The sequence below is a fragment of the Nocardioides panzhihuensis genome (assembly GCF_013408335.1).
GTDB classification, from domain to species: domain Bacteria; phylum Actinomycetota; class Actinomycetes; order Propionibacteriales; family Nocardioidaceae; genus Nocardioides; species Nocardioides panzhihuensis.
This window is the reverse complement of sequence record NZ_JACBZR010000001.1, coordinates 1,356,317-1,383,030: the sequence shown is the minus strand read 5'-3', so window position 1 is coordinate 1,383,030 and position 26,714 is coordinate 1,356,317. Positions and strand designations below refer to the sequence as shown.

Sequence of the window (26,714 nt, the reverse complement as noted above, 5' to 3'; positions counted from 1 at the left end):
GAGTCGCGCCGATCGGGCATCCGATGCACTCTGGGCCCATGGCCTCCACCTCTGTCATGTCCGCAGTGTCCGAGACGAGCGTCGAAGGGCTTCACGAGCCGCTCTCGCCGGTGCTCGAGAAACGACTGAGACGCGCGGTGCTCGACCACACCGCCAGCGAGCACCGACGCTCGTTCCTGGCGCTCGTGCATCTCGGCATCCCGGGCGGCAAGGAGGTCGTCCATGCCCATCGCGAGGACGAGCCCACGGATCAGTGGCTTCGTGCCGACATCATCCACAGCATGCGGCGCAGGGTCGGCGTACCCGACCCGATCGTATGGCTGACCCGCGCCGGCGACCTGGGCGTCGAGGACGTCGACCTCCGCTGGCTCGCCGCCGCCCGGCAGGCGTTCCGTGAGATCCAGGCACCCCTGACGTACGTCGTCGTGACCCGCAACGCGTGGGTCGATCCGCGCTCGGGGCTGGCCCGCCGGTGGAAGCGGCTGCGCTACCGCAACGACTAGGCGAGCTCTAGGCCGGGAGGTCCGAGGAACCCAGCGCCTCCTCCCAGGCGGCCGGCGCAACCGCCCCTTCGAGCATCTGCGCGACCAGCACCCCGAGACCGTGGTGACGCTCGCTCGCGAAGCAGCGGTCGAGAGCACACCAGGCGAGGGCGCCGTCGCCGCCCAGCCAGGCCGCGAAGGCCAGCACCGCTGCGGGATGGGCGACGTGGTCATCGGGACTGCGGCGTACGACATCGGTCCACAGGCGCACGTGGGCCTTGGCCTCCTCGCGGGTCATCCCACCCCAGGCGGCGTCGCGTCCCTGCGGGTCGCCCAGGGCAAGCAGCAGGGACGCGACCTGGCCGGCCGACAGCACCGTCCCGGCGACTGCGTCGTCGACCAGGCGGCCGACCTCGTAGAGCCTCATCGGCGGCGCCTCACCCAGCGCCGCTTCGGTCTCGGCGACGGCCGCGGGGACAGCGGCGATGGAGGCGGCCAGCTCGGTGCGGGAGCGGCGCACCAGGTGACCGTCGTAGACCGCCTGGGCGAGGATCGGATGCGCGTCGACATCGAAGGGCACGCCGTCGGCTGGGACGTCATGGAACCCGAGCGGGTCGAACCACCGCCCGCCCTGGACCCGCAGGCAGCCGATCAGGTCGATGTCACTCTCGGCGACCCTCTCGGCCAGACGGCGAGCGAGCTTCGCCCCGAAGCGCGGACCGCTGTCGTAGAGGACGAGCAGGACGCCGCGTACCCGATGGCGGACCGCGGGCAGGAGCAGACTGTCCAGACAGCTCTCGACCTCGTCGGGAGGCGGCAGGTCGATCCGGCCGTGGACCTGGTGGGCACCGCCGAACGTCAGCATGACGATCGACTTCTCGGGCTGGTAATACCCATTTAAAGAGCAGCCGTCCTAGTCACGTGACTAGGACGGCCACCGGCGTAAGTCAGTCGGATCTACGGGACTCGCGAATCTCGGCGCGAGCCATGGCCAGGACCTTGACGAGGACCGGGCCGAACGTCGGCAGTTCGCCGGTCGCAACCCAGCGCTCATATGCGTCAGGCGTGGCATCTTCGGCGCCGGGCAGGTGGACGACGTCACCCATGGGTCGGGCTCCCGTCGACGGTGTGGAGGAGTCCGCCCCGGCCGCCCCGAGTGCAGATCTGGTTACTGCCGAGGATGGCCGTATCGGACTCGCTGTCGACCCACCGACCATCCACGAGGAAGAGCGGACGACCGCACTTGTCACAGACCGGCTGAGCCGGGACCGGGATCAGGGCGATATCCCAGACCGTCGACGGGAACAGGCTCAGCGCCGTGTCGACATGGTCGGCACACGCATAGCGGATCCGGCGAGGGACGATCCCCCGGCGATGGGTGGCGACGACTCGCATAGTGGCCGGGCGACCACACCCATAGCGGCACTCTCGACCGACCACCTTCGGGCCGGTCACTTGCCCGGGCCCGTCTGGACCGGAGACTCTCGAATCTCGTCCCAACAGACCGTGGCGTCGTCGGCGCAGGTGGCGGGGATGGGCTTCTCGGGCTGGTCGTCGGACAGTTGGTCGCCGACGACGATTGCGACCCCGATGCAGAAGACGATGAAGAACGACATCGCGAAGGCGACGGCGCAGCGCTCCCAGAGCGGCACCCGGCGATGGCGGGCGATGATGATTGACATGGTGGTTCCCGTCCCCCTAGTCGCGTGACTAGGGCTTGTGTTCGGTGATGCCCACGACCGGCAAGTCGTGGTTGGTCAGAGAGACCGGGCGAAGTTGTGAGCGGCTACGGCGACGCGAGGGACCTCAGCGATTGCGTGAGCTCCGGCCTGTGAGGCGACGAACTTGTACTCGTCGGTGGGCCACCATCCGTCGATATCCAGGTCGCCGGTCGGGTCGAACGGCTCGGACTCGTAGACCATGACGGGCTCGACATCCTGGGGGGCCTCGCCGAACCACTGGGCGTGGTACATGGCGAAGAATCCGGTGAGACCGTAGTTGTCCCCGTTGGGGTCCGACTCGTGACGGTTGAAGTTGTCGTCCCCGCTGTTGCCGTAGACGCCGGTCACGACGATGGCGCCATCGTTGCCTGTCGGCCAGGCGACGACCATGCATCCGCCGCCGGTGTTGTCGAACGACGAACCGGGGAGCGCTGAGAGCAACTCGGCTACTGCCTTGCTCATGATGATGTCCTTTCAGACCTTGACACCGAGACGGCGTAGGGCCGCCCGGAGATTGCGAATGGATCGGTGGTCGGAGTACGTCCAGTGGGCGCCGACGGTCGACCGACCGTCCTTGCCGAGGATCCGCACGCCGCTATGGGTGGGTTGGCATCGGAAGCCTTGGTCGGTGGCGGCCTTGACGAGCGCTTCGACCTCTCGACGGCGGCTCACTTGACGACCTGGCCCCGATACCAAGCGGGGTTGATCCCGAACGACGATCGGGCCCGGCGTACGGCGGCCTCGAAACCGTCGGTGACTGGACAGTGACCGAGGTTGGACACGGCGGCCAGACGGCGAGTGATGTCGATCCAGCGGAGGGCCCATACATAGTGGTTGTTCTCGTCTTCCGAATCGAGCCGGAACGTTGCCCCGCATGAGCAGGTGACCTTTCGACCGTTCGGGATGGTCGGGCGCGGCGTGACTTCGATCGGTGGCAGGCTGAAGGGGTCAGACATGGTCGGTTCCTCTCCCCTAGTCACGTGACTAGGCGGTCTGTGTTCGGTGGGGATGCCCTCGGCAAAGGGCATTGACAGGACGACTCCCCCGGGCGGCCTAGTCACGTGACTAGGTCCCGGGATGGCGACAAATCACCCCTAGGCGACCCGGCCGGTTGGCCAGGTCGCCTCAGGTGGCGAGGGGTCGAGAGGTGAGGGTCAGGCGGCGAGCAACTCAGCGGCCTTGGACCGGAGACCGGCGACCATGGCGACAATCTCGCCGTTGGTCTTCCCGTCGGTCAGGTTGGCGGCCATCTCGTCACCGAACGTTCCGGCGAGCCACGCGGATGCATCCTTGGCAGCCTTGCCCGCCGCGCGGTCGGTGGCGTCGGCACGCGTGGTCTTGAAGATGGTTCCGGCGACGGCAGCGGCGGCCTTAGCACGCTCGACGATGGCGGGGTCGACACCCTCGGCGGCCAGGTCGGCGGCGAGAGTCTCAGCGGCCTTGGCGGCAGCCTCGGCACGCTCGACACCCTTTGCCGTGGCGGGGTAGGGCTTGCCGCTCTGGCGGTCGGCGTTGGTCTCCTCGACCTTGGTAACGGCAGCCTCGGCGTTGGCGGCAGCCTCGGCGCGTCGCTTGGTCTCGACCGTCTCACGGATGCCATCCACGCGGGCGGCCAGAGCCTCACCGGCGGCGATCAGGGCAGCGGACAGGGTCGCGACGTCGGCAGCCTCGACCGTGCCGTCGGCCAGAGCCTCGACCTTGGCCAGAGTCGACGCGAGAGACTTAGCCACGCTCGACCCCTTGGCCGCGCGGGTCGCGTTGTCGCCACGGCCGGACGTGGTCACGTACCCCGAGGAGGTAACGACCTGGTCGGCCTCGGCGGCAGCGGCCACGCGGGCAGACTCGGCGGCAGCCTCGGCAGCCTCGACCACCTCGGCGGCGTTGGTGTCGTGACCCTGGTCGGCAGCCTCGGCGATGACGGCAGCGGCGGCAGCCTCGGCGACCTGGTCGACGTGGTCAGACTTGGCCGCGCGGATGACTCGGTTAGCGGTCGACTGAGACAGGCTGAGAGCGTCGGCGACCATGACAGACGACAGGCGGCCACGCGTCCCGACCATGGCGGCGATTGCCTTACGGGTGTCCAGGTCGACCACCGACCAGTCACCGGCGGCCACGATGGCGTCATGGGCAGCGGTCGCGTAGTCCCGGAACGTGTGACCGTTGGACTCGGCGGCGGCGTGCATCTCGGCGAGGGCATCCCCGAGGTTGGCCGCCCGGGTCGCAAGGGTCTTTGCGGTCGAGAGGATCGACTTGGCCGCCTTGGTCACGGCGGCCGACTGGTCGGGGAGGATCGCGCCGAGGAGGGCAGTCGCGTTGTCGGTGGCGACCTGGTCGGCCTTGACGTCGGCGGCGTTGGTGTTCGTCATGATGTGTTCCTGTCGGTCGGCCTAGTCCGTTGACTAGGCGGTCTGTGTTCGGTGGTCGGCCATCGCCCGGCAAGGCGGTGGCACGGATCTAGAACAGCATGGGTGTCAAGTGGGGTACAGAACGCGCGCGCGTGAGAGCTTCTATGCGTTTCCCCAGGTCAGAGGCCTGTTTCATCCCATTCGCGTACTCTCAGTATGTCCTCTCATTCGTTACTGTTCTGTTGGTTTACTGTCACTATCTTGTGTCTCTCGGTCTCACTATCTAAGACTTTGTCACCATTCTGTGGTAGAGCTTGTTCTAGTCGACCTGGTCATTTGACATGCCATCTGGTCGACCTGGTCGGCGTCGATCACCTGGTCGACCTGGTCGTTTGCGCCTGCCGCGTCCCACTTACTTTCCTGCTCTCTTCATACCCCTACCCCAGGGGGGTACCCCTTGAAAGCCCAGGTCAGCCGGGACCGGTTGCATTAGCGCGGTCGATCCTGTCCACAAGCTAGGCCCATGGAACTTGCCTGTCCTGGATACACCAAAGCCCCGCCAGAGGGGGGGTCTGGCGGGGCTGATGGGTGCGTTTACACGCGGCGGACTGGGTATTCTAGTTGGTCTGTCAAGGGCGACTAGCGGATGCCCGTCCTCGCGACTCGGCGAAGCTTCTGGCGGACACTCCCGGCGAGTACCGGGAGGAGAGCCTCGACATGGGCGCACGAATCGACATCGCCGTGCATCTCGCACTGCCAGCCGGTGCGGGCCTCGTCGCGCGATGAGCGGAACCTGACTTGCACGCGCTCGACCGTCGCATTGACGTAGAAGTGTGGGCCCCGGGCATCGACGGCGAAGATGGCGACCTTCATGCCTGCCGCCCACTGGTCGACTTGAGGATCTTGGCCACGCGTTCACTCTCTCGCGGCGGGGTCTTGGACACGATGACAACGAGGTCATGGCCCGCCGGAATCGCCGAGGAGGTGAGCGGCCGAAGGTCTTCGGTGGCCGGGTCGAGCACAAAAGGAACGGGGCACTTGCTCCCGTCGATCTCGCCCCATGCGTGGATGCGGAACTGTTCCACCAGCTTGCCGGTCTGGTTGCGGACGACGGCCCAGGTGTTGGGGCCTGCGGGACCTGTAGGGATGGCTGACATGGCTTGCTCCTATTCGACTCCTCGACTCTGTGGGCGGCGCCGGGAGTCGAGGACCAGCGCCGCCATACGTAGGTGCTGATGCCGACCATCTGCTTCTGCCGGGCCGCGAGTTCAAACTCAGGGTGAGCCCGGCCGCGAGTCTGCACTCAGGCCCGGCCCGCACGACCATCTCGTGAAGGGCGAAGAGCGGCCCGCGAGTCTGAACTCAGCCCGGCCGCGAGTTCGAACTCAGGGTCGAGCCCGGCCTCTTCCGACCAACCATCCCGTGCAAGCGAAACCGGGTCCTGACCTGGGGAAAGGTCGCTAGGTGGTCCAGGTGGTCGAGGGTCCGGCAAACTTTCTCAACTCCTAGGCCGTTGATCCTTTCTCGCGCGCGCCTGCGTTAGGGATAGATAGGGCCCCTATATTGGGGGCCCTCCATAGAGTTGAAAAAGTTTCGCGGACCCTCGACCATCTGGACCACTTTGGCGCGTTTCCCCTGGTCAGACCGCGAATTCGCCTGCACGCACATGATGGTCGGATTCGGCCCCGCCGACCCCCCACTGGTCGGCCTCTGGCCGGATTCGTCCTGCTCGCAAATGTCGGTGGCCGATGTGAAATACTTGGTCCTGGAGGCAAGTTCTTCACTCCCCGGGCCTGGTTGTCTGGCTCCCGGCCCGGGGGCTCGCCTCTTCAAAGCCAGAGCGAGCAGCAGTGTTGAAGACCTGACAGCGACCCGGGAGGCGTCGCCGAGGGTGGAGAGCCGAACCTGAGAGAGCAGCCCCATGCTTGCCTCCTACCTCTGAGGAGAGGTCGCCGTAGCGATCGGACCTAGATCCGAACCCCGAGCCAGACACTCGTGGGAGCAAGCCGCACGGCACATCCAATGACCGTAGAGCACCCATGGGGCGAGGATGTCTCCCCCGTCGAGCACAAGACTGCCGAGGCTGCCTTCTTCGAGGGTACGAAGCCCCCGGAGACCCTCTCGGCCATCCCTCCCCGCGATCCCGAGATGCTCGCCGAACTCGAAGCCAAGTACGGCACCGGGGAGGCGGGCACCGGTTCAGGCCAGGCCGACGGCTATGTCACATCCAGCCTGGAGCACCTGATTGCCGACCTGGCCCACGACTTCTCGGGGAAGTGCCTCGGGATCGAGACGCTGTTCATCAACGGACTCGGCTGGCACAAGTGGGATGGTCGGCGCTATGCCGAGGTCCCGAAGCACGAGGTCGCCAAGATGCTCACCATCTGGGCGTCCGGGATCCTGAACGGGATCGACAAGGAGCTCGGCGCACTCCAGAAGTTGAAGCGGGAGATGGAGGAGCGGGACGAGAAGATCCCCGCACTGATGGAAGCCGCCGAGGCCAAGTTGAAGGCTCGCCAGGGTGCTTACCGTAGCGTCCTCAATACCTCCAGCGTGCAGAACAGTGCCCTCGACTTCGCTACCCAATGGGTGTCCTACCCGGCATCCAAGTTCGACGCCGAGCCGCACTTGCTCAACTGTCAGAATGGCGTGGTCGACCTTCGGACCGGCGCCCTGGAGAGCCATGGAGTCCCTCGCTTCATGACCAAGGTTGCGTCGGCCGACTACATCCCTGACGCCCGTCACGCGGACTGGGATAAGGCCCTGGAAGCGCTGCCTGACGAGGAGACTCGCGACTATCTTCAGGTCGCGCTCGGTCAGGCGATCACCGGCCATAAGCCCGACGACGACCGGGCCCGGTTCGCCACCGGTGGCGGCGCTAACGGTAAGTCGTCCATCTTCACGCCGGTGATGCGCACGGTGGGTGACTATGGGGTCCTGGCGACGGACAAGATCCTGCTGGGCACGGCGGCGGGCTCTACCGACATGGTCGACCTGCGGGCTGTCCGGGTCGCCCTCCTGGAGGAGCTCCCGGAGACCGGCGGCGGGAACCCGTTCCTGAATACGACGGCGCTGAAGAAGATGATCGGCACCGACCGGATCCGGGCCCGTCGCCTGTATCAGAACAATGTCGAGTTCGACGTCACGCATTCGATGTTCATCACGACCAACTTCGAGGACATCGCCGTCAAGGAGACCGACCACGGTTCGTGGCGTCGGCTTCTCCGGATCCCGTTCCCGTTGCAGTACGTCAACCGTGAGCCGAGCGAGGCCCACGAGAGGCGGGCGGACCCGGACCTCCGGGCGCGGCTGGAGCGCTCGCCGAGTGGCCAGCATGAGGCCGTCCTCGCCTGGCTGGTGGCTGGCGCCGTCCGCTGGTACGCCGGGCTGGGAGACGTCGACTACGGCAAGATGCCCGAGCCGCCTGCCCCGGTGCTGGAGTCCACGGAGGCCTGGCGGGCGAGCCAGGATGTCATCTTCCAGTTCCTCAAGCGTGGCGTGATCGAGTTCGTGAAGGACTCCTACGTCACTCAGGATGACCTGCACTGGAGCTTCACTCAGGCGCTCGATCGGACCGACATCGGGATCTCGGAGTTCCCGGAGAAGTTCGCTCGACACGGCATGATCCGGGACCAGCGCGCGGTGAAGTCCTCGAAGAAGCGGACCGGCAGCCTGAATATCTCGCGGCCGACTCGCGGCGACAGGCCCCTTCCGGAGCGCACGGTGGTCTGGTACGGAATCCGGTTCACTGACGAGTTCATCGCACGCGGCCAGGTCGACGGGTTCTTCGGAAACGTCTAGTGCCATAAGCGATCCCCGCCACTTCGATTGGTGGCGGGGATCGCTGTGTAAACCGTCGGACGCTCGCCGGCGATCGACCCACATTCCTAAGAATCCTGCGCATACAAAACTGTCGGTGAGATCCTGTATTATTTATGTCATGAAGAGGTGCTAGGTCACCTCGACAGTCCAATTGCTGCTAGGTCGGCGCGGATCTCATGTTCCCCGCAACCAACCGACCCAGGAGCATTCGTGTCAGCCACCATTTGGAATTCAGAAGCAGGCGGAACGTTCGCCGAGCTTCCCCCCGTCGTCCCCCTGGCCGTCGTCGCAAAGGGACTCGGCCGCTCGCTGCCCACCATCCACCGATGGGCGACCAACGGCACTATCCCCGCCGTGCATATCCCCGGCGAGAACAACCAGCGTGGCGTCCTCCTGGAGGACCTCATCGACTTCTGCACCCCGAAGCGGGTTCAGCCGATCAACCGGGGCGCCTGACATGGCACGCCTCACGTTCACTGATCCGGACGCCCTCGGCGCCCACCTCGGGGCACGCCTGGCCGCTCGGTACCTGCATGGCGAGATCACCCTGGAGGAGATCGAAGGCCAGATCCTGCTCGATATCCAGGACATCCACTCGTGTGAGTCCGGCAAGCCGATCGTGGTCGCCTCATGACCGCCGTCGTCGCCCTGGTCGCCCTCACGGCCTACTGCCGGGTCGTCCTTGGGTGGAGGTCGTCGTCGTGACGGGCGCTGACGCTATCCCGCCCCTCATGACCGCACCCGAGACCGCCGACGACTTCGCCGACATCAACCGGGCTCTGGCTGCCCTCAAGGGTGAGGAGGAGCCCGAGGCCATCACGCCGGACATCATCACCCCGTCCGGCCTGGGTCCGATGGGCGCCGCCTTCTATATCCAGGTGGCGCAGGCCTACACGCTCCGGCTGGATGACTTCCTGGTCCTGGAGGGCCTCTGCCGTCAGCTCGACCTCATCGAGGCTCTCCGCGCCGAATGGGAGAACCTCGGCAGCCCGCTCATGTCGACAGGGGTCGCCGGTCAGTTGGTCACCCATCCGCTGATCGACGCCCAGGATCGGGCACTCAAGACCGTGATGGCCGCCGCCCGTCAACTCAGGCTGCCGGACCTGGATACCGGCATCTCGCCGTTCTCGCACGCTGGTCGAGGCCAGGCCGGAGGCACCCAGCGAGCCATCAATGCCGGAGAGACCCTCTCGAACGGCGACAAGCGAACCAAGCATCGAGGGCGCCGAAAGCCCGCGACAGGAGGTAACTGAAATGGCATCTGTGCCCAGCATCCGCCGACCGAAGTCGGCCGCGCGCGTCGACGCCTACCCCTATGCGCTGCTCACTCTCCGGGGCTTCAACAGCCTCCAGGTGACGGCCGCCTACCGTGACGCCAAGCGCCAGGAGCCCCGTGCATCCAACACCGAGGTGGATGCGGCTCTGAAGGACTACATCTCGCAGGTGAAGCCCAAGCCCCGCGCCGCTGGCATGTCCCTGGAGATGCTCGTCGATCGCTTCGTCGTCAGGCGGCATCGGATCCCCTCCCTGGTCGACGCACGCGACATCGCCTGGATGGCTGAGGATGGCCGCACCACCGCCCCTGTCGTCCAGCGTGCCATCGAGGGTGGCCGCTGACATGGCGCGCGCAGCCACTACATGTCTCCCCGGCGACATCTACGGCGACTGGACCGTAGTCGGTGACTCCCCCGATCGAGGCAGCGACGGGAAGCGCCGAGTCCTCGTCCGCTGCGCCGCCGGGTGTGGAGAGACCGCCGTCGTACGCTCTGCTGAGCTCGGGCTTGGTCGTGCACGTCGCTGCGTCTGCCAGAGCGGGAAGCCGAAGCCGAAGCCCACGCCCAAGCCGAAGCAGGTCAAGCGGAATCCGGATGCATTCCACCCCACCCGGGATGCCCCGGTGGTCGAGGTCTTCCGTAGCGATTCCGTCCGAATGGTCCGCGTCGACTGTCCGTTCTGCCCGGGTGAGCACACCCACGCCGCGCCCGACGACTTGCTGCCGAGTGCGCCTATGGCGAGGTCATCGAAGTGCAAGGGCACCGGGACCGGCGGCATCTACCGAATCGTGGGCGTGCCCGGCGTCGGCGAGGAAGCCGCCTAGCCCGGAGGCGCAACAACAGCAGCGGCCAACAGCACCGACCTATAGCGAGAGGAGCAGTAATTGAGCGGGGCAATTCGCCCCGTGTCCAACTGAAGATTTTGTGAGGTACCAGCAGTGACGATCAACCATTCCGTGAACAACTCCGGCGACTACCAGGACGTCAACGACATCGACGTCACCGACTATGGAAAGACGGTCGAGGGCCTCGGCTCGACCATCGGCGATGTCAACGGCGGGGGCGCCGCCAATCCCAACGCGATGCGCTCGGAGTATGTCCCGCCGTCGGTCCGCCAGGCCCGCCGTCAGGCCCGCGCCCTCCCCTTCAAGGAGGAGAAGCTCCGCACCCTCTCCGAGCGGATCGGCAAGGCCCTTTCGTACGGCGGGATCCCGAAGCCGGTGCACGAGGCCGCCAACGAGGCCCGTGACGCCATCGCCGCCGCCCGGATGGCTCTGGAGCTCTGCCGCGATCCGGAGATGCCGTCGTACGCCAACGGCAACGCCGAGGACCGCTCCAACGCCCTGGCCGCCCTCGGCCGCACAGAGATGGCCGTGACGCGCGTGGAGCAGGTCGCCCGCGACAACTACGGGGAGATGAGGGATTCACTCGTGGCCGGTCTCGCCGAGCAGCAGGAGGCCGCCGCCGATGCGCTCAAGGCTGCGCTCGATGCCTACAGCGCGTGGCGCCGGAACATCGGCACTGCCGCCGCTCTCGGCGCCGAACTCGGCCTCCATGGTCCTGCTGGCTCGTGGGCGATCTCGAACGAGTCCAAGGAGACTGGCGACCCCATGCGGCTCATCAACGGCATTGCCGACGCGCTGAAGGTGGCGAAGTCGGACGACGAGGTGGTCAACGGCCAGTGGATGGTCGACGTCGCCGACTCCGAGGGCCTGCCCGAGTTCCTGATCGAGCACCTGCGGACTGTGGCCGATCGCGGCGACTCCGAGCGCTGGGATGTCCAGGTTGCTCGCCGCCTGCTCAGCCCTCACCGCGAGGACTACCCGGCCCGTGACTCGATCCGCGAGAAGGACCTCCGCATCGTCAACAGCCAGCCCGTCCCCGCTGGCATCTACGACATCAAGAAGGACCCCGCCGGGAACGTGGCCGGGATCCGCGATATGCGAGCCGAGACCGCACCGCGTACGCCGACGAAGACCCAGTACGAGTCGAGGCTCGTCGATGGCGTTTTCCAGTCCGTCAAGGTCGATCCGTCCGAGGCCTGATCTAGCGACAGAAGCCCGGCCATCTCTGAAGGCAGAGATGGCCGGGCTCGCATTTCGCCGGTGATCAGGACAACAGAAAACCCGGAGACCTGGCACGTAGGTCTCCGGGTTTCGCTGTCTAGACCCCGATTGGTCTATACCGCCTGGAGGAGCGGGCGCCTCGTCCTAGATAACGCTGGGAGGCTAAACCCATTCTAGCGCGATCGGCATTAGCGGACGGCAGAGATGAAATAATTGAAGCACCAACCCCGATCCCCAAGGAGCACCATGACCGTAACTATTCAGAGTCCAGTAATGGGCCTCGCTGTCGGCGATCCGTATACCGGCCCGGAAGAGGCTTGGCTCATCGTGAACGGATATGCGAAGGCCGCCGCCCCGTCCGCTTATGCCAACACCTTCACCGTCGCCCCTGGCAACGACAACCAGGTCGACTACACCGGCGACATCACGCCTGACGGCCTCCTCACCCTCGACGCTGGTGGTCAGGCTGCCGGTGTCCTCCCGGTCTCCGATCCGACGCTGGCGGCCAATCGTGAGGACGCTGGCGAGATCGACGGGCTTCCGTACGCCGCCCGGCTCGACGCCAACGCCGATGGCCTGGCTGTCTTCTCGGTCGAGCCCAACGAGGGCCCGGCTGCTGGTGGTACGCCCGTCACTGTCACCGGCTTCGGCTTCACCGGCGTGACCGGCGTGACCTTCGACGGCGCCGCCGGGACTGCCTTCTCTGTCGTGTCTGACACGGAGATCGCCGTCACGACTCCGGCTGGCATCGCTGGCCCGGCCGACATCGCGGCTACCGAGGGCGCCAGCACCGACACGCTGGTCGGCGGGTTCACCTACACCGCCTGATCCGTTCACAGAAGAGCCCCCGAGACCTTGGCAGTCTCGGGGGCTCTCTCATTTCCGCTCGGGAAGGTCCGGTTTAGGTGGCCGATCGTAGAAGGCTCGAACGATCTCCTGCCGCTCTTCAGGTGGTAGTTCCAAACAGGGAGGATGACTCCCGATGCCGCCCCATCTGAGCCCGCATGTCTCGCAGTTGGCCGAGTCCATCCCTGTATCCCGTCGCGTCGTTGGTCTGGCTCCCAGAGCGCCGACGCATCCTCACCCCTGTGTCGGCGCTCTGGGGTGCTTCTGATACTCCGGGGCGCTGAGTAGGCTGGGCAACAGATCTGGCACGCGAGGGTGTTTAGGCTGTTTAAACCACCGAGGGGCGAGGGCATGTCGACGCGGAACGAGACACTGGCCGACCTGATCAAGGAGTCCGGTTACACCTACGACGCCCTCGCTCGTGCCGTCGCCCGGGTCGCCGTCGAGAACGGGGATGGCGGACTACGAACCAACCGCAGCGCCGTCGCTCATTGGGTCCGTGGGGTCACGCCATCGGGGGCGACGCCCGCATACCTCGCCGAGGCGCTCTCTCGCAGGCTTGGCCGCCCGCTGTCGGCCGCTGACATCGGCTTCGGTGATGCTGGACGAATCCCGGCCGCCTTCGATCCTGACCCGATGTCGCTTGCGAACCTTGGACGGCTCGAACTGTCGACGCCGGTCGTTCGCCGCTCGGTCATGTTCTCGGCGGCCCTCCTACCGCTGGCCGCCGGATGGCTCGGTGAGGCCGAGGAGCGAGGCCGCAAGGCTCAGGGATCCGGCGCTGTGATGGTCGGCAAGGCTGAGGTGGCCGCCGTACGCCAGATCACGCAGGCCTTCCACAAGACCGACGAGACCCTAGGTGGCGGCCACGGTCGGGATGCCGTCGTTCAGTATCTGATCTCCGACGTCGCGGCCTACCTGCGAGGGAAGTTCCGCGACGAGCACACCCGCGCGGACATGTTCGGCGCCGCTGCGGAACTGGCCTACCTGGCTGGGTGGAAGGGCCACGACATGCAGATGGAAGGCCTCGCCCAGCGCTACTACACCCACTCGCTCCAACTCGCTCACGAGTCCGGCCGGAGCGACCACAGCGCATGGGTCCTGCGGATCCTCGCTCATCAGGCGCTCGACCTCGGCCGACCTCAAGAGTGTGTCGAGTTGTCCCAGAAGGCTTGGGGCATCGCTCGCGGGCGGGTCTCGCCGGGTGAGGAGTCGCTCTATGCCATCACGGCCGCACGGGCTCATGGCGCCGTCGGTGACGCCCGGCGAGCCGCTCAGACAGTCCACACCGCCGACCAGTTGGTCGAGGCTGGCAGCAGCGAACCTCTGTCGTCGTGGGCGGGGATGACCGGCCCCGCACCGGCGACCGTTGCCGCGCACACCGCCAAGACCTGGACCTCGCTAGGACGGCATGGCGACGCGGCCAAGGTCTACGCGTACGCGGCGAACCTCCGGGATCCGTCGGGGCACCGCCGAGTGCGAGCGCTCGAACTCGCCCAGACCGCCGAAGCTCAGGCCGCCCAGGGGCACGCCGAAGAGGCCTGCCAATCCTGGTCGTCGGCCTTCGAGGGCATGAGCGGCGTCAACTCGGCTCGCCATCGCGCGGCGGTTGGCCGGGCCCAGGGCTACCTACGTCAGTACGCCCATCGTCAGATCCCCGGCGCTGCGGCAGTCGACGCCCAATGTCGGGACCTGCTCGCCGCACCGGCCTAGACAGCAAAGAACCCCCGCCGCTGAGATAGCGACGGGGGTTCTTCTACGTCTACGACCGGCGGGATCAAAGGGTTGCCGCCCTCCCCCGCCGGTCTGTGCACCGAACACGGAACACGTGGACGAGTCTACTCACTCGTCGTTCAGTGTCGGCGCTGGCATCTCGACCTGCCAAGCGATCTCGATCCGGGATGTGTCGATCTCACCCTTAGCGATGGCGCCGCCCTGGCTGATGGCTGGGTGGATGACGATGGGGTACGCGGTCGCCTGGTGGATGATGTGCCACCTGTCTTCTCGCCCCGCCCGCCCCCACTCCTCGCCGAGCGTGTAGCCCTTGAGCGAGAGGGTTACCGAGACTTTCGATCCCTTGACGATAGCGTCCCAGCGCTCAACCTCGGCTTGCGCCGCTGCCAGGTCGGTAGCGATGGCCACGATGTCGGCGCCCGGCTTCCTGGTGGCCGCTGTGAGCGCGTCTCGGGCTTCATCGCGTGCGACGGTGGCCGCGCGTAGTTCGGCCTGGCCCGGCCATGTCGGGATCATCTGCATTGCCGGGAGCTCACCGTGGACGGCGAGATACTCCGAGCCGATGAAGGCGTCTGTCGGCTCGGCGGCGATGGTGACTCCCCCGCAGATCCCCTTCACGACGCCGGTGCAGTTGTAGCGAGGGTGGCCACGGGTGTAGGTGATGCTCAGAGTCGAACCGCAGCGACCACAGACGCCGCTCCCCCGCGCCAGAACCCACACGGGCGGCCTCCCGGTCCAGGAGACTCGTTTGGGGCTCTCAGATCGCGTTTCCTGGGTTGAGTCGAGACGGGCCTGGAGAGCGAGCCAGGTCGCCGGGTCGAGGATGTGGTCCCGGATACTGGTTGAGCGAAGGGTGCTCCTCAGCGAGCGCGGCGACCACGGGGCACCTCGGTTCGTCCGGACTCCCTCTGCATCCAGCCATCGGAGCACCTGATTCATTGGCTGGTTGGCGACCAGGCGCCGGGCGATCTCCTCCACGATCGGGCCGTTGACCGGGTCGGCCTCCAGGAACTTCCCGACGCCGCCGCCGGGCAATTCGCGCTTGACCACGCGACAGCCGAAGATGGCCCGTCCGCCGAGATGGCGTCCGGCCTCCTTGAGACGCCGCTTGCTGTTCTTGTTGCGCTCGATGATCCTCTCTCGCTCGGCTCGGCCTACCTCCCCGGCGACGACGAACCGCCAGCGGAAACCAGTCGGGTCCTTCTGGCTGTCGAGGTTGTCGACCGAGATCATCCGGACCGGTTCATGGACTACCCGGCCGGTGGTGGAGTCCTTCCCCTCAAGTCGGTCGAGGATCATCCCGATGACGTTGACCCCCTCGCGGCTCAGGCGGTCGACCGAGTGGACGACGGCGACCGACACGTGGTCGAGCGCCAGATCGGCGAGCCATGCCTGAAACCCTGGCCGGTCTCGGTAGCCACCGGACTTCTCGTCGACGTGGACATTCAGCAGGTGGATGCCCTCTCGATCTGCGAGGGCTCGAACCTCGTCGACCATCCCGGCAAGGCTCAGGTTGTCATCGCCCGCTTGGGCCGATAGACGTACGTAACCGGATCCGATCTCGGGCATGTCGGCATCCTCTCATGTTCGTTAACTAGGAAATTCCTGGGCTGGAACCCGAGCAGGACAGGGACTGCCGCCAAGACATCCTCGGGGCGCGCGATGGAGAGTTTCGTGGTCATACCGACCACACTCCCCGCGACCCACCGACAGTTTCGTCGCCAATAGCCGGGCCTGTGGACAACCGCGTCCCGAATCGCACATGTGGACGGTCAGCGGCCCGATACGGACTGTCCCCGCTGCCAGATAGGTTGCCACCATGAGAGCGCACGCGTCGGTGATGCACCTCGACCTCGACGCGTTCTACGCCTCCGTCGAGCAGCGCGACAAGCCGTCCCTGCGCGGCAAACCGGTGGTCGTCGGCGGCATCAGCGGCCGCGGTGTGGTCAGCACGGCCTCCTACGAGGCCAGGGTCTTCGGTGTCCGCTCGGCGATGTCGACGCGGGAGGCCCGGGCCCTGTGCGGACACGCCGCCTTCCTCTACCCACGCTTCCATGCGTACAAGAAGGTCAGTGAGCAGGTCTTCGGGATCCTGCGCGAACTGTCGCCGCTGGTCGAGCCGCTCTCCCTCGACGAGGCCTTCGTCGATCTCGCCGCCGCCGACCTCCCTGACCTGGAGGTCGACACCGTGACCGAGATCGCTGCCCGGATCCGCGCCGAGGTCGCCGAGGTAACCGGCGGCCTGAGCGCGAGCGTCGGTCTGGCCAGCTCGAAGTTCATCGCCAAGATCGCCAGCGACCTCGACAAGCCCGACGGTCTGGTCGTGGTGTCGCCCGGCACCGAGCTCGACCTGCTCCGCCCGATGAACGTCAAGGTGATCCCCGGCGTCGGTCCCGCCACCACCGAGCGCCTGCGCCGCGCGGGCATCCACACGGTGGCCGATCTGGAGCAGGTCAGCGTCGAGGAGCTCGTACGCCTGGTGGGCAGGTCCCACGGCACCAACCTTCACCAACTGGCCAGGGCACAGGACGACCGGCGCGTCGAGCCCGAGCGTGAGACCAAGTCGGTCAGCGTGGAGAGCACCTACGACACCGACCTGACCGACCGTCCGCTGATGGAGCAGATCCTCACCCGGCAGGCCACCGAGGTCGCCGCACGGCTGAAGAAGAACGGGCTCTCGGGCCGCACGATCACGATCAAGGTCAGGCTCTACGACTTCACCACGATCAACCGCTCGGCGACCCTCGCCGGGCCGACCGACCAGGCCGGCGCCATCGCCCGCCTGGCCAGGGCCCTGCTCGGCGAGCTGTTCACCGCCGGCGAGACGGCCGGCGGCGTACGCCTTCTCGGGGTGGGTGTCTCCGGCCTCGCCGACTGGATCCAGGAGGACCTCTTCGGCGACGACACCGACGAGGACACCGAGCCGGACCTGCCGCTGCCCGAGCCGGCACGGCGGCCGACCTGGGCGGCCGGGATGGACGTCGTCCACGCCGAGATGGGCCGAGGCTGGGTGTGGGGCTCAGGGCGCGGCGTCGTGACCGTGCGCTTCGAGACCGCCGAGACCCCCGCCGGTCCGGTGAGGTCCTACGCCGTCGACGATCCCGACCTGCAGCCCTTCACCGAGTCCTGAGGCGCCGCTCCCCTGCTTCGTGCTTCGCCGTTCCGGCCGGCCCGTGCGGTATCGCGGCGGCCGACCAGCATGTGCGATAGCGCCGGTTGCTAGAACATCGAGCTTGTATCACCCGGTTGACACAATCGGATTTGTATCGAATGCTTGACACAAATTGCCTGAAGGAGGCCCTGTGTTCGGCGTCGGAATGATCGAGCTGGCTCTTGTCGTTGTCGTGCTGCTCCTGGTCGTGATGGGGTGCTTCGCCCTGGCCGCCAGGAGCCGCAGCAGCGAGATCACGCCCACGAAGGAATGGAGACGGGTGCGGCAGCTCCGGCTGCTCGGCATCGCGCTGGGTCTGCTCATCGCCGGGCTGCTGATGGACCACGACGCGTTCGGGCCGCTCGGCGACGTCGTGGCGCTGCTGGTCCCCGGCTACGGGGTCGGCACGATGATCGCCCCTGCCGGATTCGGCCTCGGCGTACTCCTCGGCGTGGCCGCAGGCGAGACCATCGCCCGCGCTCCGCGGCCGAGCGGCCCCCGAACGGCGTCGTTGCAACCGAGATCGCTGACCGGCTACCTCCCCAGAGGGTCGTCGTACGCGGTCGGGACCGGCGTCGCCCTGCTGGCCGCGACGCTCCTCCTGGGCACGCTCACCGCGCAGGAGGACGGCTCCCTGGGCGGCATGCGGGCGATCGGGTGCCAGACGGAGGCCTTCACCCAGGCGCGCGGCCCCTACCCCGGTTCGTACTATGCGGTCCCGCTGGCGATCATGCTCGGCATCGTCCTGCTGACCGCCCTGGCGGCAGCCGCCGCCGTCGTACGCCGCCCCCGCGGCCTGGCCGCGACCGACGCCGGCGACGACGAGCTGCGCAGGCGGTCGATGACCGTGATCCTCGCCGCGGTCGGGGTCGCCGTCGGCGCCAGCCTGACCGGCATCGCCGGGACCGCGGCGACCGGGCTCCTCGGCCTGAGCGAGGACTGCGCTCCCGCGTGGATGCCCGTCGTCGGCTGGCTGCTGGTGCCCCTGGTGTTCCTCGGCTTCGGGCTCGCGGCCTGGAGCCTGGCGCGCCTGTTCGTCAACGACAGCCTCACCGGCGCGGACGGCACGGGCGGTCCGTCCGACCGGAGCGTCCGGGAGCGGGCATGAGGATCACCGTCGACCTCGACGACGCGACGCCGCCGTATGAACAGATCCGGCAGCACATCGACGACCTGATCACCACCGGAGCGCTCGAGCCCGGCCACCGGCTCCCGCCCGTGCGGCAGCTCGCCGGCGATCTCGGCCTCGCGGCCGGCACTGTCGCCCGCGCCTACCGCGAGCTCGAACAGGCAGGTCTGGTCCAGACCCGGCGAGGGGCGGGCACCCGGGTCATCGGCAGCGCGCGGCCGGCGGCCGATCCGCTGCTCGCCAAGGCCCGGACGTACGTCGCCTCCGCTCGTGCGCTCGGATGCAGCGACTCGCAGGTGAGGGACGCGCTGGAGCGGGCTCTCACCGACTCCTCACCCCACCGAAGATAGGGTCACGTTCATGTCTGAAGCCCTCCCGTCGACGCCCTGGCCGATCGCACCCAAGAAGCCCTCGTCCAAGCAGTTCCACGGCCTGACCCGGGCCGATGACTACGAGTGGCTTCGCGAGAAGGAGAGCCCCGAGGTCATCGCCTACATCGAGGCAGAGAACGACTACACCGAGCAGCAGACCGACCATCTCGCCGACCTGCGCACGCAGATCTTCGAGGAGATCAAGGCGCGCACCCTCGAGACCGACCTGAGCGTGCCGACCCGGTCGCGCGGCTACTGGTACTACGGCCGCAGCTTCGAGGGGAAGCAGTACGGCGCGAGCTGCCGGGTGAAGGCCGCCGACCCCGACGACTGGACTCCGCCGACCCCGGCCGACGTCACCCACGACCAGCCCGCGCTCCCCGACGAGGAGGTGCTGCTCGACCTCGACGCGCTCGCCGAGGGCCACGAGTTCTTCAGCCTCGGCGGCTCCAGCGTGAGCCCGAGCACCACCCTGCTCGCCTACGCGATCGACGTGGCCGGCGACGAGCGCTACACCGTACGAGTCAAGGACCTGACCACCGGCGAGCTGCTCACCGACGAGCTCACCAACGTCCACGGCGGCGCCACCTGGGACCGCGAGTCCTCGGCGCTCTACTACACGACCGCCGACGAGTCCTGGCGAGCCGACAAGATCTGGTGCCACCGCCTCGGCACCACCCAGGACCAGGACGAGCTCGTCTACCACGAGGCCGACGACCGGTTCTGGGTCGGTGTGGGGCGGACCAAGTCCGACCGGTTCATGTTCATCGGCACGGCCGCGAAGATCACCGCCGAGTACCGCTTCCTCGACCTCGACGACCCCGACGCCGGCTGGCAGGTCTTCGCCGCCCGCGAGGAGGGCGTCGAGTACTCCCTGGAGCACGCCACCGTCGCCGGCGAGGACGTCTTCCTGGTCACCCACAACGCCTCGGGCCCGGACTTCGAGATCGCGACCGCGCCGGTCGCACCGACCCCGCGCGACCAGTGGCGGCCGCTGATCCCCCACACCCAGGGCGTACGTCTGGAGGACGTCGACGCCTTCGCCGGCCACCTGGTCGTGCACCAGCGCAGCGAGGGCCTGACCCAGCTCCGCATCCTGGAGCTCGGTGAGGCCGGCGTGGCCGACGACTACCTGGTGAAGTTCGACGACGAGCTCTACACCATCGGCTCCGGCTCCAACCCGGCCTTCGAGACCCCGGTCGTGCGGCTCGGCTACACCACGATGCGCACCCCGGCCTCCGTCTACGACTACGACGTACGCACCCGCGCGCTGACCCTGCGCAAGCAGGCCCCGGTGCTCGGCGGCTACGACCGCGACGACTACGAGGAGCACCGCCTCTGGGCCACGGCCGAGGACGGCGTCCGGGTGCCGATCTCCATCGTGGCGAAGAAGGGGCTCCACGAGACGGGGCCGATCCCGGTGCTGCTCTACGCCTACGGGTCCTACGAGGCCAGCATGGACCCCTACTTCTCGATCGCCCGGCTGAGCCTGCTGGACCGTGGGATCGGGTTCGCGATCGCCCACATCCGCGGCGGCGGGGAGATGGGCCGGGCCTGGTACGACGACGGGAAGATGCTCAAGAAGCAGAACACCTTCTCCGACTACATCGCCTGTGCCCGCCACCTGGCCGAGTCCGGCTGGTCGACGCCCAGCCAGATCATCGCCGAGGGCGGCAGCGCCGGCGGCCTGCTGATGGGCGCCGTCGCCAACCAGGCGCCCGACGCCGTGGGCGCGATCGTGGCCGCGGTGCCCTTCGTGGACGCGCTGACCACGATGCTCGACGCGACGCTGCCGCTGACCGTCACCGAGTACGACGAGTGGGGCAACCCGGAGGCCGACCGGGAGACCTACGACTACATGGCCTCCTACGACCCCTACACCAACGTCACCGCCCAGCACTATCCGCCGATCCTGGCCGAGACCAGCATCAACGACACCCGGGTGCTCTACGTCGAGCCCGCGAAATGGGTCGCGAAGCTGCGGGCCGTGGCGGAGAATCCCGGTGACGTGCTCCTGAAGACGGAGATGGCGGCCGGACACGGAGGGGTCTCGGGGCGATACAAGGCGTGGGAGGACCGGGCGTTCAGCCTTGCCTGGATGATCGATCAGGTGACCCCCTCGTAAGGCATATCCGCAGGGTTCTCGGGGTACTCCATGAGAAACCCCTGAGATTCACCTCGCGATGCAACTTATCGCCCCTGGCGTACGTCGAACCGGACAAGAGATCGAAGTCGGATCGATGACAAGGCGCTCTACCAGGGAACACCTGGGAGGGGCGAAGCGTTGAAACACCGTGAGGCCACAAACCTCACCGTGAGGAGGTTCCCATGGCGACACGCACCGCAACCGCCACCCGTGAGATCGAAGGCCGCGACAGCGTCGGGCTGTATCTCGACGAGATCGCGCGCAACGAACTCTTGGATGCTGCCAAAGAGGTTGAGCTCTCCAAGACCATCGAGGCCGGCCTGATGGCCGAGCACCTCTTGGCCGAGGGCCGCGTCGGCCGCAAGAAGGCACCCGGCGGAGCCACTCGAGCCGAGCTGGAGTGGCTGGCCGAGGAGGGCCAGCGCGCCACTCGCGAGTTCATCAACGCCAACCTGCGACTCGTGGTGTCCATCGCGCGGAAGTACGGCCGCGCGCAGATGCCGATGCTCGACCTGATCCAGGAAGGCAACACCGGCCTGATCAGGGCCGTGGAGAAGTTCGACTACACCAAGGGCTACAAGTTCTCGACGTATGCGACGTGGTGGGTGCGCCAGGCGATCACCCGCGGCATCGCCCAGCAGGCGCGTGTGGTCCGGCTCCCGGTCCACGTCGTCGAGGAGCTCAACCAGGTCGGCGGCGCCCGCCGCACCCTGGAGCGCCAGCTCGGCCGCGACCCGGAGCCGGAGGAGATCGCCACCGAGCTCGGCATGGACATCGACCGGGTTCTCGACCTGCTCTCCTGGGGTCGTGACCACGTCTCGCTCGACACGCCCATCGACGAGGACGGCGACACCTCGCTCGGCGACCTGATGGCTCAGGAGTCGGCCCCCGGCCCTGACATGGACGTGATCGACGTCGAGTCGCGCGAGCGGCTCAACTCGCTGGTCGGCCAGCTCGACGAGCGATCCGCGGACATCGTCCGATCCCGCTACGGGCTCACCGACGGGCGCCAGCACAAGCTCGCCGACATCGGCGTCAAGCACGGCATCTCCGCCGAGCGCGTACGCCAGCTCGAGCGGGAGGCGCTGCAGAAGCTGCGTCGCTTCGCCGACCCAGACCTGGCGGCCTGACTCACCGATCGACTCGGCGTCCCTTCGGGGGCGCCGAGTCTTTCTGTGTCGAGGCGTCACCCCGGTCGGCCGAGATGGCACTCCCGTGCCATCTCGGCCGACGGGAGTGACGTCTCGGCGGTCAGTAGCCTCCGGGCGGTGGGGCCATCTCCAGGCGTACGCCGATCAGGCGGATCGGACGGTCCTTCTCGACCCGCTCGAGAAGCGCCTCGGCCTCGTCGGCGAGCCGGCCACCGTCGAGGGTGGGCTCGGGGAGCTTGTGGCCGCGGGTGACGGTGAAGAACGGTTTGAACCGCACCTTGATCTCGACCCTGGTCACCGGTCGGTCCTCCTTGACCACGTCGGCCAGGCACTCGGCACAGAGCCGCCGGGTCGCGGCGACGATGTCGAGCCACTCGACGAGATCCTGCTGGAAGGTCTCCTCGTGACCGTGGCCGCGGGCGACCCAGGGCGAGGGGTCGACGGGGCTGGTGTCGGCGCCCCGGCCCAGGCGGCGTAGCCAGGGGCCGGTGGTGGGCCCGATCTCGGCGGCCAGCCGCTCCGCCGGGGCTGCTCCCAGCTCGGCGACCGTCTCGATCCCGAGCCCGGCGAGCCGCTTCGCGGTCTTCGCCCCGATCCCCCACAGCGCGTCGGTCGGACGATGACCCATCTCGGCGTCCCAGGTCTCGTGCGTGATCCGGTAGACGCCGCTCCCCCGCAGCTGCCCGCCCGGACCGGGCTCGTGGCCGCCGGCCCCGGCCTCGCGCGCGAGGGCTCCATCGACCCGCTGCTTGGCGAACCCGGTGGCGAGCTTCGCCTGCAGCTTGTTGTCGCCGACACCGACGCCGCTGCGGAGCCGGGTGCGGGCGAGCACCACGTCGCGTACGTCCTGGGCGAAGACCGCCGGGTCGCCGAGCTCGCCATGTCCTGGGCCCGGGCCCAGGAACGCCTCGTCCCAGCCGAGGACCTCGACCAGGACCGGTACGCCGCCCCACTCCAGCGACCGCAGCGTGTCCATGACGCCGCCGGAGGCCTCGTCGTAGGCGACGTGATCGACCGGCAGCAGCACCGCATCGGGACACTTCCGCACCGCGAGGCGCAGCGGCATCCCCGAACCGACGCCGTACGCCCGGGCCTCATAGGACGCCGTCGAGACGACCGCTCGCTCGGCCGGGTCGCCGCGCCCGCCCACGATCACCGGCCTGCCGGCGAGCTCGGGACGTCGCAGCACCTCGACCGCCGCGATGAACTGGTCCAGGTCGACGTGAAGCACGACGCTCATGCCAACGCCTCCGCGCAGGAAGGCCAAGAATACGGAGGCGTCGGCATGAGGCTTATGGTCGCTCGCTGGCGCTCGCTCATGCCAACGCCTCCGCGCAGGAAGGCCAAGAATACGGAGGCGTCGGCATGAGGCTTATGGTCGCTCGCTGGCGCTCGCTCATGCCAACGCCTCCGTGCAGGAAGGCCAAGAATACGGAGGCGTCGGCATGAGGCTTATGGTCGCTCGCTGGCGCTCGCTCATGCACCGATGGTGCCACGAACGAGCCCGGTGTGGGTCAGCCTTCGGAGCCGGCCTCGGAGAGGGCCTCGGAGGCCTTCTCCGCCTGCTTGCGTACGTCACCGGGCACCGCGACCGCCTCGGCGGTGCGCTGCTGCCACATCTGCATGGCGACGACCTTCGCCGCCGCCTGCTCGACCCGTGCACGGTCGAGTCGACCGGAGCGGAGGGCCTTGACGACGCTGCGGTGGGCGGCGCGGGAGTCGGCCGGCATCAGCAGAAGGTCGGCGCCGGCTTCGAGCGCGACCACCGAGGGCTTCTTGGTGGTGGTCGTGACCGCGCCCATCCCCAGCGAGTCGGTGATCGCGATGCCGTCGAAGCCGAGGTCGTCGCGGAGCAGGTCGTAGATCGGGGCCGCCATGCTGGCCGGCTCCCCGGGAGCCACCGCCTTCACGTCGACGTGGCTGATCATGACGGCCGGAGCGCCGGCATCCACGGCCGCATCGAAGGGCACCAGGTCACGACGCTTCAGCTTCTTCATCCCGAAGTCGAGCTCCTGGAGCCCGAGATGGGTGTCTCCGGTGACCGCGCCGTGGCCCGGGAAGTGCTTGGTGGTGGAGACCAGACCGGCGGCGTTGTAGCCCTGCACGGCCGCGGATACGGCCGCTGCGGCGATCTTCTTGTCCTCGCTCGGCGAGCGCGACCCGATCGTCGGGTCGGTCGCGCCGACGGTCACGTCGGCGACCGGCGCGAACGCCCAGGTGAAGCCCAGGTCTCGTAGCTCGAGCGCCGTCGTGCGCGCTGCCTCGGTCGTCACCGGGACGCCCTTGCGCGGCTTGGCCTCGATGGCGTCCCCGGTGCGCGCGAACTCCGGGAACTCGGTGGCCACGCCGCGCAGGTGGGAGACCACGCCACCCTCCTGGTCGACGCCGATCACCGCCGGGAACGTGCGGCCGTCGGCGGCGACCGCCTCGCTGACCGCAGCGGTCGTCTCACGCACCTGTGCCTCGTCGACCACGTTCTCGCCGGTGACGCTGACTCCGGCGAGGTGGAGCTTGCGCACCATCTTCGCGGCCTTGGCCGGATCGGTGCCGTGGTAGCGGCCGACGATCACCTGACCGGCGAGCTGCCTCTCGTCCCAGCCGGCCACCAGCTCACGGGCGGTCGCGAGCTCGCCGCGCGTCGGACCCCACGAAAGCGCCGTGGTGTCCTTCTTCGGGTCTTCCTTCGGGGTGGCAGCGACCGGCCCGCTCGGCTCGACATCGGTCCTCGTCGGCACGCCGACGGTCACCGCCGCGGCGCCCGCGCCGGCCGACAGGGCCAGCACGGCCCCGGCGATCACCGGTCGCATCCAACGCCTCGGACGACGCTGCTGATCCTCTGAATCGGTGTGCTTGCCCCCAGTCACCCGGCCGAGTATGGCAGCAACCCCCAGCTACCGACACGTTCAGGCGAGTGAGTCGTAGATCTCCCGCACCCGCTTGTGCAGGTCCTCGAGGGTGCCGGTGTTGTCGATGACGTACGTCGCCGCGGCGAGCCGCTCCTCGCGACTGGCCTGCGCGGAGATGCGGGCACGGACGTCGGCCTCGGTCATCCCGCGCGAGACCGCCCGCTCGACCTGGGTCTCGACCGGGACGTCGACGACGATCACCTCGTCGAAGAACGGCGCGTAGCCCACCTCGACCAGCAGCGGGATGTCGTTGACGACCAGCTTCCCCGCCTCTCGCCCGGCCTCCTCGAGCTCCGCGGAGCGGGCACCGACCAGCGGGTGGACGATCGCGTTGAGCCGCGCACGGGCGGACTCGTCGGCGAAGACGAGCTCCCCCACCTTGGCCCGGTCGAGCTCCCCGGCCTCGGTCAGCACCGAGGGACCGAACTCCGCCACGACCTGGGCGAGCCCCGGCGTACCCGGCTCGACGACCTCCCGGGCGATCATGTCCGAGTCGACGATCACCGCCCCGAGGTCGGACAGCAGCCTCGACACCGTGCTCTTCCCCGAGGCGATCCCGCCGGTAAGTCCTACGCGCATGGCGTCAACCTACTAGGGCGTGACCTAGGCAGTAGCGGCGTCCCCGCAGGCGAACCGGCGCCGGTAGGCCTGCGGGGACAGGCCGCGCACACGGGTGAAGTGGTGTCGCAGCGCGGCGGCGTTGCCGAACCCGACCTCGCTCGCGATCCACTCGATCGACCGCTCGGTGCGCTCGAGCAGCTCCTCTGCGCGACGGACCCGCTGGGCGGTGATCCAGGCGTAGGGGGTCACGCCGGTCTCGGCGCGGAACCTGCGGGCGAACGTACGCGGCGACATGAGCACCCGGCGGGCCAGCGAGTCCACGTCGAGCTCGTCGTGGAGGTTCTCCAGGATCCAGGCCAGGAGCGGGCCGAGCGTCTCGGCGTCGACCTCGGGCACGGGGCGGGAGATGAACTGCGCCTGGCCACCGTCACGCTGGGGCGGCACGACCATCCGGCGAGCCACCGCAGAGGCGACCGCCGCACCGTACTCCTGACGCCAGATGTGCAGGCATGCGTCCAGCCCGGCCGCCGTGCCGGCGCTGGTGATGATCTGCCCGGTGTCGACGTAGAGCACCTCGGGCACCACCTTCGCCTCTGGGAACCTGGCCGAGAGCTCGTCGGTGTAGTTCCAGTGGGTCGTGCACTCGCGCCCGTCGAGCAGACCGGCCGCACCCAGGGCGAACGCGCCGCCGCAGACGGTCAGGATCCGGGCACCACGGTGATAGGCGCGCAGCAGCGTCTCGACCACCCACGGCGGCACCGGGTCGCCCCTGCGCATGGCCGGGACACACAACAGATCCGCCTGGTCAGCTCGCTCCAGACCGCACGGAGCCTCGATCGCGAAACCCAGGTTGGAGCGCACCAGGCCAGGCTCTTGAGAGCAGACCCCGAACTCCAGCAACGGCACTCCGTCTTCGCGCCGGTCTAGCCCGAAGGCCTCGCACACGACCCCGAACTCGAAGGGAGCGACACCGTCCCAGATCACCGCGGCCACGTTCCTAAGCACCTCA

Annotated in this window: 29 protein-coding genes and 1 pseudogene; 15 read left to right on the top strand and 15 right to left on the bottom strand. The window is 68.0% G+C overall.

What is annotated here, in order from left to right; all coding sequences use genetic code 11:
- Positions 1 to 38: 38 nt before the first annotated feature.
- Positions 39 to 503 carry a hypothetical protein gene (locus BJ988_RS06460; RefSeq protein ID WP_246321418.1) on the top strand — a complete coding sequence of 155 codons (465 nt, stop codon included), beginning with the start codon at positions 39 to 41 and terminating at the stop codon, positions 501 to 503.
- Positions 504 to 510: 7 nt separating this feature from the next.
- Here BJ988_RS06460 and BJ988_RS06455 read toward each other — a convergent pair.
- The 10 genes and pseudogenes from BJ988_RS06455 to BJ988_RS06410 form a co-directional block, all read right to left on the bottom strand.
- A pseudogene (locus tag BJ988_RS06455) lies at positions 511 to 1,359 on the bottom strand (DUF4192 domain-containing protein); the annotation flags it as partial.
- 70 nt (positions 1,360 to 1,429) lie between these two features.
- Entirely contained in the window at positions 1,430 to 1,588 is a 159-nt protein-coding gene (locus tag BJ988_RS06450) for a hypothetical protein (RefSeq protein ID WP_179657264.1), read from the bottom strand.
- Positions 1,581 to 1,877: a hypothetical protein gene (locus BJ988_RS06445; RefSeq protein ID WP_179657263.1), complete on the bottom strand. Its 297-nt coding sequence runs from the start codon at positions 1,875 to 1,877 to the stop codon at positions 1,581 to 1,583. The genes BJ988_RS06450 and BJ988_RS06445 overlap by 8 nt, the downstream gene beginning before the upstream one ends.
- Positions 1,878 to 1,933: 56 nt before the next feature.
- Positions 1,934 to 2,164, bottom strand: coding sequence for a hypothetical protein (locus BJ988_RS06440; protein WP_179657262.1), 231 nt, complete (start codon positions 2,162 to 2,164; stop codon positions 1,934 to 1,936).
- A 75-nt stretch (positions 2,165 to 2,239) separates the two neighbouring features.
- On the bottom strand, positions 2,240 to 2,665 hold the full coding sequence (locus BJ988_RS06435; protein ID WP_179657261.1) for a hypothetical protein: 426 nt from the start codon (positions 2,663 to 2,665) through the stop codon (positions 2,240 to 2,242).
- 12 nt (positions 2,666 to 2,677) lie between these two features.
- Positions 2,678 to 2,875 (bottom strand): hypothetical protein, encoded by a 198-nt coding sequence (locus tag BJ988_RS06430; RefSeq protein WP_179657260.1) that lies wholly within the window; start codon positions 2,873 to 2,875, stop codon positions 2,678 to 2,680.
- Positions 2,872 to 3,159, bottom strand: a complete 288-nt coding sequence (locus BJ988_RS06425) for a hypothetical protein (RefSeq protein WP_179657259.1) — start codon at positions 3,157 to 3,159, stop codon at positions 2,872 to 2,874. Before BJ988_RS06425 ends, BJ988_RS06430 begins: the two co-directional genes overlap by 4 nt.
- A gap of 198 nt (positions 3,160 to 3,357) precedes the next feature.
- The gene (locus BJ988_RS06420; RefSeq protein WP_179657258.1) at positions 3,358 to 4,569 is read right to left on the bottom strand and encodes a hypothetical protein; all 1,212 of its coding nucleotides are present in this window, start codon (positions 4,567 to 4,569) and stop codon (positions 3,358 to 3,360) included.
- 618 nt (positions 4,570 to 5,187) lie between these two features.
- Positions 5,188 to 5,421, bottom strand: coding sequence for a hypothetical protein (locus BJ988_RS06415; protein WP_179657257.1), 234 nt, complete (start codon positions 5,419 to 5,421; stop codon positions 5,188 to 5,190).
- Entirely contained in the window at positions 5,418 to 5,705 is a 288-nt protein-coding gene (locus tag BJ988_RS06410; RefSeq protein WP_179657256.1) for a hypothetical protein, read from the bottom strand. Before BJ988_RS06410 ends, BJ988_RS06415 begins: the two co-directional genes overlap by 4 nt.
- Before the next feature lie 865 nt (positions 5,706 to 6,570).
- Between BJ988_RS06410 and BJ988_RS06405 the strand changes: the two genes are divergently transcribed.
- From BJ988_RS06405 to BJ988_RS06365, 9 genes are all read left to right on the top strand, one after another.
- Entirely contained in the window at positions 6,571 to 8,349 is a 1,779-nt protein-coding gene (locus tag BJ988_RS06405; RefSeq protein WP_179657255.1) for a DNA primase family protein, read from the top strand.
- Positions 8,350 to 8,580: 231 nt separating this feature from the next.
- Positions 8,581 to 8,826 carry a MerR family transcriptional regulator gene (locus BJ988_RS06400; protein WP_179657254.1) on the top strand — a complete coding sequence of 82 codons (246 nt, stop codon included), beginning with the start codon at positions 8,581 to 8,583 and terminating at the stop codon, positions 8,824 to 8,826.
- Position 8,827: 1 nt separating this feature from the next.
- Positions 8,828 to 9,004: a hypothetical protein gene (locus BJ988_RS06395; protein ID WP_179657253.1), complete on the top strand. Its 177-nt coding sequence runs from the start codon at positions 8,828 to 8,830 to the stop codon at positions 9,002 to 9,004.
- A 97-nt stretch (positions 9,005 to 9,101) separates the two neighbouring features.
- Complete coding sequence (locus BJ988_RS06390; RefSeq protein ID WP_179657252.1) at positions 9,102 to 9,623, top strand: hypothetical protein; 522 nt, start codon at positions 9,102 to 9,104, stop codon at positions 9,621 to 9,623.
- Position 9,624: 1 nt separating this feature from the next.
- Positions 9,625 to 9,987: a hypothetical protein gene (locus BJ988_RS06385; RefSeq protein WP_179657251.1), complete on the top strand. Its 363-nt coding sequence runs from the start codon at positions 9,625 to 9,627 to the stop codon at positions 9,985 to 9,987.
- 1 nt (position 9,988) lies between these two features.
- Entirely contained in the window at positions 9,989 to 10,468 is a 480-nt protein-coding gene (locus BJ988_RS06380; protein ID WP_179657250.1) for a hypothetical protein, read from the top strand.
- A gap of 114 nt (positions 10,469 to 10,582) precedes the next feature.
- Positions 10,583 to 11,689, top strand: a complete 1,107-nt coding sequence (locus BJ988_RS06375; protein WP_179657249.1) for a hypothetical protein — start codon at positions 10,583 to 10,585, stop codon at positions 11,687 to 11,689.
- Positions 11,690 to 11,983: 294 nt separating this feature from the next.
- The gene (locus BJ988_RS06370; RefSeq protein ID WP_179657248.1) at positions 11,984 to 12,538 is read left to right on the top strand and encodes an IPT/TIG domain-containing protein; all 555 of its coding nucleotides are present in this window, start codon (positions 11,984 to 11,986) and stop codon (positions 12,536 to 12,538) included.
- A gap of 369 nt (positions 12,539 to 12,907) precedes the next feature.
- Entirely contained in the window at positions 12,908 to 14,269 is a 1,362-nt protein-coding gene (locus BJ988_RS06365) for an NsdA family TPR-like regulatory protein (RefSeq protein WP_179657247.1), read from the top strand.
- 129 nt (positions 14,270 to 14,398) lie between these two features.
- Here BJ988_RS06365 and BJ988_RS06360 read toward each other — a convergent pair whose 3' ends face one another.
- Positions 14,399 to 15,859 (bottom strand): recombinase family protein, encoded by a 1,461-nt coding sequence (locus BJ988_RS06360; RefSeq protein ID WP_179657246.1) that lies wholly within the window; start codon positions 15,857 to 15,859, stop codon positions 14,399 to 14,401.
- Positions 15,860 to 16,109: 250 nt separating this feature from the next.
- Between BJ988_RS06360 and BJ988_RS06355 the strand changes: the two genes are divergently transcribed.
- From BJ988_RS06355 to BJ988_RS06335, 5 genes are all read left to right on the top strand, one after another.
- Positions 16,110 to 17,420 (top strand): DNA polymerase IV, encoded by a 1,311-nt coding sequence (locus BJ988_RS06355; protein ID WP_179657245.1) that lies wholly within the window; start codon positions 16,110 to 16,112, stop codon positions 17,418 to 17,420.
- 172 nt (positions 17,421 to 17,592) lie between these two features.
- Complete coding sequence (locus BJ988_RS06350) at positions 17,593 to 18,549, top strand: hypothetical protein (RefSeq protein ID WP_179657244.1); 957 nt, start codon at positions 17,593 to 17,595, stop codon at positions 18,547 to 18,549.
- Complete coding sequence (locus BJ988_RS06345) at positions 18,546 to 18,920, top strand: GntR family transcriptional regulator (protein WP_179657243.1); 375 nt, start codon at positions 18,546 to 18,548, stop codon at positions 18,918 to 18,920. The genes BJ988_RS06350 and BJ988_RS06345 overlap by 4 nt, the downstream gene beginning before the upstream one ends.
- 10 nt (positions 18,921 to 18,930) lie before the next feature.
- Positions 18,931 to 21,066, top strand: a complete 2,136-nt coding sequence (locus tag BJ988_RS06340) for a S9 family peptidase (protein ID WP_179657242.1) — start codon at positions 18,931 to 18,933, stop codon at positions 21,064 to 21,066.
- Between the two features lie 203 nt (positions 21,067 to 21,269).
- Positions 21,270 to 22,217 carry a sigma-70 family RNA polymerase sigma factor gene (locus BJ988_RS06335; protein ID WP_179657241.1) on the top strand — a complete coding sequence of 316 codons (948 nt, stop codon included), beginning with the start codon at positions 21,270 to 21,272 and terminating at the stop codon, positions 22,215 to 22,217.
- A gap of 121 nt (positions 22,218 to 22,338) precedes the next feature.
- Here BJ988_RS06335 and BJ988_RS06330 read toward each other — a convergent pair whose 3' ends face one another.
- The 4 genes from BJ988_RS06330 to BJ988_RS06315 form a co-directional block, all read right to left on the bottom strand.
- Positions 22,339 to 23,478: a DNA polymerase IV gene (locus BJ988_RS06330; protein ID WP_179657240.1), complete on the bottom strand. Its 1,140-nt coding sequence runs from the start codon at positions 23,476 to 23,478 to the stop codon at positions 22,339 to 22,341.
- Positions 23,479 to 23,752: 274 nt separating this feature from the next.
- On the bottom strand, positions 23,753 to 25,045 hold the full coding sequence (locus tag BJ988_RS06325; protein WP_218860622.1) for a glycoside hydrolase family 3 N-terminal domain-containing protein: 1,293 nt from the start codon (positions 25,043 to 25,045) through the stop codon (positions 23,753 to 23,755).
- A 96-nt stretch (positions 25,046 to 25,141) separates the two neighbouring features.
- Positions 25,142 to 25,723, bottom strand: a complete 582-nt coding sequence (gene coaE, locus BJ988_RS06320; RefSeq protein ID WP_179657238.1) for a dephospho-CoA kinase — start codon at positions 25,721 to 25,723, stop codon at positions 25,142 to 25,144.
- 24 nt (positions 25,724 to 25,747) lie between these two features.
- A complete protein-coding gene (locus BJ988_RS06315) occupies positions 25,748 to 26,710 on the bottom strand; it encodes a helix-turn-helix domain-containing protein (RefSeq protein WP_179657237.1) in 963 nt (320 codons plus the stop codon).
- Between the last annotated feature and the right edge of the window lie 4 nt (positions 26,711 to 26,714).

Coding starts and splice junctions, on each gene's coding strand:
- BJ988_RS06450 (WP_179657264.1), bottom strand. CDS start 1,588: ATGGGTGACGTCGTCCACCTGCCCGGCGCCGAAGATGCCACGCCTGAC.
- BJ988_RS06355 (WP_179657245.1), top strand. CDS start 16,110: ATGAGAGCGCACGCGTCGGTGATGCACCTCGACCTCGACGCGTTCTAC.
- BJ988_RS06460 (WP_246321418.1), top strand. CDS start 39: ATGGCCTCCACCTCTGTCATGTCCGCAGTGTCCGAGACGAGCGTCGAA.
- BJ988_RS06370 (WP_179657248.1), top strand. CDS start 11,984: ATGGGCCTCGCTGTCGGCGATCCGTATACCGGCCCGGAAGAGGCTTGG.
- BJ988_RS06330 (WP_179657240.1), bottom strand. CDS start 23,478: ATGAGCGTCGTGCTTCACGTCGACCTGGACCAGTTCATCGCGGCGGTC.
- BJ988_RS06365 (WP_179657247.1), top strand. CDS start 12,908: ATGTCGACGCGGAACGAGACACTGGCCGACCTGATCAAGGAGTCCGGT.
- BJ988_RS06395 (WP_179657253.1), top strand. CDS start 8,828: ATGGCACGCCTCACGTTCACTGATCCGGACGCCCTCGGCGCCCACCTC.
- BJ988_RS06385 (WP_179657251.1), top strand. CDS start 9,625: ATGGCATCTGTGCCCAGCATCCGCCGACCGAAGTCGGCCGCGCGCGTC.
- BJ988_RS06435 (WP_179657261.1), bottom strand. CDS start 2,665: ATGAGCAAGGCAGTAGCCGAGTTGCTCTCAGCGCTCCCCGGTTCGTCG.
- BJ988_RS06390 (WP_179657252.1), top strand. CDS start 9,102: ATGACCGCACCCGAGACCGCCGACGACTTCGCCGACATCAACCGGGCT.
- BJ988_RS06415 (WP_179657257.1), bottom strand. CDS start 5,421: ATGAAGGTCGCCATCTTCGCCGTCGATGCCCGGGGCCCACACTTCTAC.
- BJ988_RS06440 (WP_179657262.1), bottom strand. CDS start 2,164: ATGTCAATCATCATCGCCCGCCATCGCCGGGTGCCGCTCTGGGAGCGC.
- BJ988_RS06335 (WP_179657241.1), top strand. CDS start 21,270: ATGGCGACACGCACCGCAACCGCCACCCGTGAGATCGAAGGCCGCGAC.
- BJ988_RS06345 (WP_179657243.1), top strand. CDS start 18,546: ATGAGGATCACCGTCGACCTCGACGACGCGACGCCGCCGTATGAACAG.
- BJ988_RS06360 (WP_179657246.1), bottom strand. CDS start 15,859: ATGCCCGAGATCGGATCCGGTTACGTACGTCTATCGGCCCAAGCGGGC.
- BJ988_RS06340 (WP_179657242.1), top strand. CDS start 18,931: ATGTCTGAAGCCCTCCCGTCGACGCCCTGGCCGATCGCACCCAAGAAG.
- BJ988_RS06325 (WP_218860622.1), bottom strand. CDS start 25,045: ATGCGACCGGTGATCGCCGGGGCCGTGCTGGCCCTGTCGGCCGGCGCG.
- BJ988_RS06420 (WP_179657258.1), bottom strand. CDS start 4,569: ATGACGAACACCAACGCCGCCGACGTCAAGGCCGACCAGGTCGCCACC.
- BJ988_RS06405 (WP_179657255.1), top strand. CDS start 6,571: ATGACCGTAGAGCACCCATGGGGCGAGGATGTCTCCCCCGTCGAGCAC.
- coaE (WP_179657238.1), bottom strand. CDS start 25,723: ATGCGCGTAGGACTTACCGGCGGGATCGCCTCGGGGAAGAGCACGGTG.
- BJ988_RS06410 (WP_179657256.1), bottom strand. CDS start 5,705: ATGTCAGCCATCCCTACAGGTCCCGCAGGCCCCAACACCTGGGCCGTC.
- BJ988_RS06445 (WP_179657263.1), bottom strand. CDS start 1,877: ATGCGAGTCGTCGCCACCCATCGCCGGGGGATCGTCCCTCGCCGGATC.
- BJ988_RS06380 (WP_179657250.1), top strand. CDS start 9,989: ATGGCGCGCGCAGCCACTACATGTCTCCCCGGCGACATCTACGGCGAC.
- BJ988_RS06425 (WP_179657259.1), bottom strand. CDS start 3,159: ATGTCTGACCCCTTCAGCCTGCCACCGATCGAAGTCACGCCGCGCCCG.